This window comes from Pseudomonas sp. IT-P218 (assembly GCF_949767605.1).
Classification (GTDB): domain Bacteria; phylum Pseudomonadota; class Gammaproteobacteria; order Pseudomonadales; family Pseudomonadaceae; genus Aquipseudomonas; species Aquipseudomonas putida_AE.
Genome location: NZ_CATKQQ010000043.1, coordinates 1 through 3,615 on the forward strand (window position 1 = coordinate 1; position 3,615 = coordinate 3,615).

4 protein-coding genes and 1 pseudogene are annotated in these 3,615 nt (G+C 47.3%); all 5 read left to right on the forward strand.

Annotation, left to right across the window (positions count from 1 at the left end):
• Positions 1 to 1,294: RHS repeat domain-containing protein (locus ACM6I6_RS20415; RefSeq protein ID WP_414920639.1), on the forward strand; the 1,294-nt coding region annotated here is incomplete at its 5' end.
• The gene (locus ACM6I6_RS20420; RefSeq protein ID WP_274078128.1) at positions 1,291 to 1,854 is read left to right on the forward strand and encodes a hypothetical protein; all 564 of its coding nucleotides are present in this window, start codon (positions 1,291 to 1,293) and stop codon (positions 1,852 to 1,854) included. The genes ACM6I6_RS20415 and ACM6I6_RS20420, both read left to right, overlap by 4 nt.
• Before the next feature lie 49 nt (positions 1,855 to 1,903).
• Positions 1,904 to 2,395 carry an SMI1/KNR4 family protein gene (locus ACM6I6_RS20425; protein ID WP_406593024.1) on the forward strand — a complete coding sequence of 164 codons (492 nt, stop codon included), beginning with the start codon at positions 1,904 to 1,906 and terminating at the stop codon, positions 2,393 to 2,395.
• Between the two features lie 273 nt (positions 2,396 to 2,668).
• A complete protein-coding gene (locus ACM6I6_RS20430; protein WP_406593025.1) occupies positions 2,669 to 3,088 on the forward strand; it encodes an NTF2 fold immunity protein in 420 nt (139 codons plus the stop codon).
• A 236-nt stretch (positions 3,089 to 3,324) separates the two neighbouring features.
• Positions 3,325 to 3,615 (forward strand): annotated as a pseudogene (locus ACM6I6_RS20435) (hypothetical protein); the annotation flags it as partial.

The window sequence follows — 3,615 nt, forward strand, 5'->3', positions numbered from 1 at the left end:
GGAGCATGCGTACAACCCGATCCACCGCCGTCACCAGTACGACCCGGCCGGCGAACTCACCCGCACCCTCGACAAACTGCGCGGCGAGATCAAGTACGAGTACGAAGCCAACGGCCAGTTGCACAGCCGCGACACCGGGCAGTTGATCGACAGCGAAGAATTCCGCTACGACGCTGCGGCGAACCGGTTGAACTTCAACACCAGCCAGTTTGACCACGTCAAGGACAACCGCCTGAAACGCTGGCGGGATCAGAAATATGCCTACGATGCGTGGGGCAACCTGATTGAAAAACGCAGTGGGATGGGCAAGCTGCAGACGTTTGTGTATGACTGTGAAAATCGGTTGGTGCGGGCTGAGACGTTGGTCAATGGCAAGCTGGAAAGTACCGGTGCGTATCGGTATGACAGCCTGGGGCGACGGGTTGGCAAGGTTTCAGAGGTCAACGGCAAGACCGAGCAGAAGCACTTTTTGTGGCAAGGCCTGCGGATGTTGCGGGAGGAGCGTCCGGGGCAGAGCAGTTTGTATCTGTATGAGCCGGGGAGTTATGCGCCGTTGGCCCGGGTGGATCAGGCAGAGGGTGAAGAGCAGAAGCTTTACTACTTCCATACTGATCAGATTGGTACGCCGTTGGAGATGACTGACCGTGAAGGGCAGATTGTCTGGCAGGCGACGTACAAGGCGTGGGGGGCGGTTGAAAAGTTGGTGGTCAATGACGTCGAGCAGAATCTGCGGTTTCAGGGGCAGTATTTTGATGACGAGACGGGGCTGCACTACAACACGTTTCGGTATTACGATCCGGAGGTGGGGCGGTTTGTTACGCAGGATCCGATTGGGCTTAGTGGTGGGACGAATCTATATCACTACGCAGCAAACCCTTATGGATGGATTGATCCTTGGGGTTGGATGGCGTTTTGGAAGCCCCTCAAACCTGATGGAATGGGACACCACCCATTCCCGCGGGCGCATGCCAATACCCATGGTTTTCCGGAACTGGGAACAAAACTGGACTCGCCATCATGGTTTCCAAATGAGGTAGCCGGGTCAGATGAACTTCACAAAGAATTTCACGAGGCAATTAAAAAAGAGGGGGTGCCATTCAACAAAAAGTTCTCCGGAACCTCTGATGAATTAGTAGGTAAATTAAACAAAGCTTATGAAGGATTTCCTCAAAAAGGCACGCTGAAAATACCTAGAACAGGTCAGGTGCTTGCTGAAAATATTACCATAGGGGATGCATTGAAAAAGTCTGTTGGTAAAGGATCTAATCTAAAGTCGGCGGGAGGTTGTGCATGAAGAATATAGCAAAAATCGAGATATTTGAACCTGGGATGGTTGTTTTTGATCCGGTCGCGTTGAATGACTTTATAATAAATAATGGTATAACTTCCAGTAACTTGTTAGATTGCTTTTTGAATAGCGAAAAGCTTGGGTTGCGCGCGGTGGAAGAAGGGGTTGTTTTTCCCCTCTATCAAATTCCGGAGATGGAATACAGTATTTTTTTAAAGGGGGTAGGGCAAAAGTCAAGCTTTAGTGATTCGGTAAATAAATTTTGTTATTCTGGGATTCCGCTGAAAGTTGTTTCTGGGTTGGTTGTTGTTGCAGATTTGAATGCGCTTATGGATTGGGATAGTGAGTTTTTTCTGGGTTATAGAGATGCGTGTGTTGATGGTCTAGGAAATAATGATTATCTAGATGTTGAGAATGGCTTATATGATCTAAGTATTAGTGGTTTTAAGGGGCTCAATGACCCATTTGTTTCTCTGGGTTATGAATTGGAGTTTACGTCCGTAGGGCAGCTTCCGAAGCTTTCAAATGATGCTTCAACTGATGATTGGGATTTCTCCATTGTTTGAGTACATACAGGAGCTGAATGAAAGAAGGCTTGTTTGCGGGGGGGGATAGATGGGTGTACTGCAGATGTCGAAATCCGATCCGAAAGTGGCTAGTTCTGATCTAGAGTCGCTGGAAAACGAAGTCGGGCATACGTTACCTGAAGGTTTTAGAATTTTTTATTTAGCTCATGACGGTGGGGTAGCAGATAGAGATTGGTGGGACAGTGGTGATGAATATGAGCCTGTTCGAATAAAGAAATTTAAAGCAGTTGCAGCTAGTGGTGCTTTTGATGCTGCAGAGACAAAATATTTAAGCGGCTGTTATGCAGTGATGACCTCTAAAAATGTGATACCTAAAACATTGCTGCCGTTTGCGACTGACGATGGTGGTAATTTTTTCTGTCTGGATTTGCCTGATGGTGATGTGTGTTTTTACGCAACTGATTACTTTGATCCGAATAGTAGTTATGCCGCCAATCATGCAAAGGCCTATCGTTGGCTCGCAAGTTCGTTTGACGCTTTTGTTGAGGGTTCAAAGGGCGAATCTGAGATCGACCTGTAAAATCGAAGGCCAGAGGAGCTGTGACAGGGATCGCGATGACCTGCACAGCGAGGCGGACAATGATTGTCATTTTCCGCTTTTTTCACTAACACCGGTCTGGATTACGGTGTTTTATCAAACCAAACACTAGGGAAGTACTCATCTCGCAGCAATCATCCACAGCCGCTTCAACGGTGACTGGTCAGCTGATCTCCACCTTCCGCCACGGCAAAGGATTTCTGGTTTTTATTCTGCTGTTCGCAATTGTATTGTTGTGCTTGGTAGGAGTTTGTTATGGAAAAAGAAGTTTCGGTGGTTGAGGCGTTGAAAGGCTTTATGTCAGAAATGCGAGATTGGGAGACGGCTTTTCGCGATGAGCAAATGAGCCTGATCGATGCGGAAAAAAATACCTCTGACTGTGATAAAAAGTATGAACTCGAGCTTAAGAAGGTTTTAACCAGGTTTTCTGTGTCAGATGAGCGAAGCTGGGCTAGGCTTGTAGATCTCGGTTGTGGGTCTCCTCCGACTTATGATCCAGAGAGGGATGTAATAAACAAGCCTGTTCAAGAAGGTAAAAATTACGCTGTGGTTGTCGAGCAGATGGCTAGGCTAAAGGCTGCATATAAGTTTGTTCTAAAAGATACTGGAAATGGTTGGCTGATAGTGAAAAAAGAAACAAAAAGTGGTGATAAGTGGAAAAAAACCGCTCTCTGATGTTTGTATGTAAACGGTGTAGCGCTCCGTTGTACTGGTGGCGCAGCATTTCATGGATGTGTTTGGTTGTTCGTTGGTAGTTAAAACTAGTGGGGTTTGTGCCGTTCTTTAAAATTTTATCTCTAGAGTGGCTTAAGGTTTTCTTAAGCCACTTTCCTCTTTAATCTAAAAATGCTGTGCAAGCGCGTTCTTACAATTCACGCTAAAAATGATTAGTAATTGAACGAATCCATTTTCGCGACTTCGGCGGTGAGCAGTACGCTATCGACCTCGACGAAGCCGGCAACATGACCGGTCTCAAGCTGCCGGATGGCAACCGGTTAGGGTTCAAGTACGACGACTTTTCGCGTTTGCTTGAAGAAACCGATCCACTGGGTCGCAAGATCAAATACAAGTACCACCTCGGCACTACGTTGGTCACCGAAACGACTTTCCTGGACGGCAGCACCTGGCAGGCCCGCTATGACGCCAAGGGCAACTTGATCGCCGAAGTCGACGCCCTGGGCAATAAAACCGAATACCTCAAC